The sequence below is a fragment of the Streptomyces sp. NPDC049577 genome, from assembly GCF_040675635.1.
Taxonomy (GTDB): domain Bacteria; phylum Actinomycetota; class Actinomycetes; order Streptomycetales; family Streptomycetaceae; genus Streptomyces.
Window position 1 is genome coordinate 1 of record NZ_JBFAPH010000580.1, and the last position, 2,115, is coordinate 2,115.

The 2,115-nt window shown below is 71.9% G+C and carries 4 protein-coding genes; 2 read left to right on the forward strand and 2 right to left on the reverse strand.

Features of this window, described 5'->3' with window-relative positions:
- Both AB0K09_RS32870 and AB0K09_RS32875 read left to right on the forward strand, forming a co-directional pair.
- Nucleotides 1-472: ABC transporter ATP-binding protein (locus tag AB0K09_RS32870; RefSeq protein ID WP_366069054.1), on the forward strand; the 472-nt coding region annotated here is incomplete at its 5' end.
- A gap of 79 nt (nucleotides 473-551) precedes the next feature.
- Nucleotides 552-1,145, forward strand: coding sequence for a GNAT family protein (locus tag AB0K09_RS32875; protein ID WP_366069055.1), 594 nt, complete (start codon nucleotides 552-554; stop codon nucleotides 1,143-1,145).
- Here the strand turns inward: AB0K09_RS32875 and AB0K09_RS32880 are convergent.
- On the reverse strand, nucleotides 1,132-1,551 hold the full coding sequence (locus tag AB0K09_RS32880; RefSeq protein WP_366069056.1) for a hypothetical protein: 420 nt from the start codon (nucleotides 1,549-1,551) through the stop codon (nucleotides 1,132-1,134). The two genes, AB0K09_RS32875 and AB0K09_RS32880, sit on opposite strands and share 14 nt — an antisense overlap.
- Nucleotides 1,552-1,640: 89 nt before the next feature.
- Nucleotides 1,641-2,115, reverse strand: a 475-nt coding sequence (locus AB0K09_RS32885) for an ABC transporter ATP-binding protein (protein WP_366069057.1), incomplete at its 5' end; no start/stop codon positions are given.

The window sequence follows — 2,115 nt, forward strand, 5'->3', positions numbered from 1 at the left end:
GGCGCTGGACGTCTCGGTGCAGGCCCAGGTCATCAACCTGATGGAGAAGCTGCAGGACGAGTTCAACCTCTCCTACCTCTTCATCGCGCACGACCTGTCGATCGTGCGGCACATCTCCGACCGCGTCGGCGTGATGTACCTCGGCAAGCTGGCCGAGATCGGCACGGACGCCGAGATCTACGAGCACCCGACGCACCCCTACACCCAGGCGCTGCTGTCGGCCGTCCCGGTCCCGGACCCCGAGGCGCGCGAGCGCCGGGAGCGCATCATCCTCACCGGCGATGTGCCCTCCCCGGCCAACCCGCCCTCGGGCTGCCGCTTCCGCACCCGCTGCTGGAAGGCGCAGGACAAGTGTGCCGAGGAGGTGCCGCTGCTGGCCGTGCCCGAGCGCTTCAAGAGCTCGGACTCGCCGGCGGCGCACGAGTCGGCGTGCCACTTCGCCGAGGAGAAGGACGTCGTCGGCGCGGCGTGAGCACGGACCAGTGAGAAGGACGCCCGGGCCCTGTGAGGGGCCCGGGCGTCCTCGCGTTTCTTCCAGGAAAGGCGGAACCATGAACCCCGTGGCGCGGACCACCCTCCCGGCCACCGAACTCACCGGCCTCGGCCTGCGGTTACGGCTCTGGCGCGAGGCGGACGCCGGGGCGGTCGTCCGCGCGATGAACGACCGCGTGTTCCGGGACTGGAACCACCTGCCCGGCGCGGAGCTCATGGACGAGGCCGCCGCCCTCGACTACATCCGCGCCCGGGCCGAGCGCTGGGCGCGTGGCGACCAGGCCGCGTACTGCGTCACGGACGGGGCCGGCGGCGCCGTCCTCGGCCAGGTCGCCCTCCAGCAGATCGAACCCCGCATGGGTCACGCCAACGTCGGCTACTGGCTCCTGCCGGAGGCCCGGGGCCGGGGCGTCGCCACGCGCGCGGTCGAGCTGCTCACCCGCTGGGCCTTCACCGACCTCGGCCTGCACCGCCTCGACCTCGGGCACGCCGTGGGCAACGATGCCTCCTGCCGCGTGGCGGAGCGCTGCGGGTTCGCCTACGAGGGCCTCATGCGCGGCTTCCTGCCGGGGCCCGGGGGCACGTACCTCGACACCCATCTGCACGCTCGCCTGGCGACGGATCCGGCACCGGCCGTCTCTACAGCACCGTGACGGTCTCCTGCTGGGCGTAGCTGAAGCCCTCGTCGTCGAAGTAGTAGACCTTGACCTGTACCTCGTCCCCCTTGGCGAAGTGCGAGCCGAGGGCGGGGCGCAGGTACACCTGTGCCTTGTGGTCGTCGTAGTCGCAGACCAGCTTGCCGGTCTTGATGGTGGCGGCGGCGACGCTCTCGTGGTTGGTGCCGGCGTTCGCGGTTGCGTTGGCGACCAGTTGGTGGTTCATGCCGGGGTCGCAGGAGTACGTGACGTCCACCTGGATCCCGGGCGAGCGCAGTGCGACGCCGTCGATCGCGATCAGATTGGCCTTCGCGACGGCGGCCGGAGCGGCGGTCAGTGCGCCGGCGCCGAGGACGAGGGCGGCGGCCGCGGTGGCGGCGAGGCGGTTGCGGAGACGGCTCATCGTGGTTCCTTCCCCCTGACGCGGCCACCCCGGTCACGGGCGACTGCGACGCATGTTCGATTCGAGGTTCGGAGCCTACCGGCCGTCGGCTACGCGTGGGGAGCGGTTACCGGCCGTTCCTCCGCGAAGTGGCACGCCGACTCGTGTGCCGCCGGGCCGCCCGCCTCGCGGAGCCACGCCGGGACCTCCAGGGGCGGGTCCTCCCGGACGCATTTGTCCTGCGCCTTCCAGCAGCGGGTGCGGAAGCGGCAGCCCGAGGGCGGGTCGGCCGGGGAGGGCACATCGCCCGTCAGCAGGATGCGTTCGCGGCGCTCGCGCGCCCCGGGGTCCGGGACCGGGACCGCCGAGAGCAGCGCCTGGGTGTAGGGGTGGGTGGGATGCTCGTAGATCTCCGCGTCGGTGCCCGCCTCCACGAAGCGGCCCAGGTACATCACGGCCACGCGGTCGGAGATGTGGCGGACCACGGAGAGGTCGTGCGCGATGAAGACGTACGCCAGGCCCAGCTCCCGCTGGAGCTTGGCCAGGAGGTTGATGACCTGGGCCTGCACCGAGACGTCCAGTGCG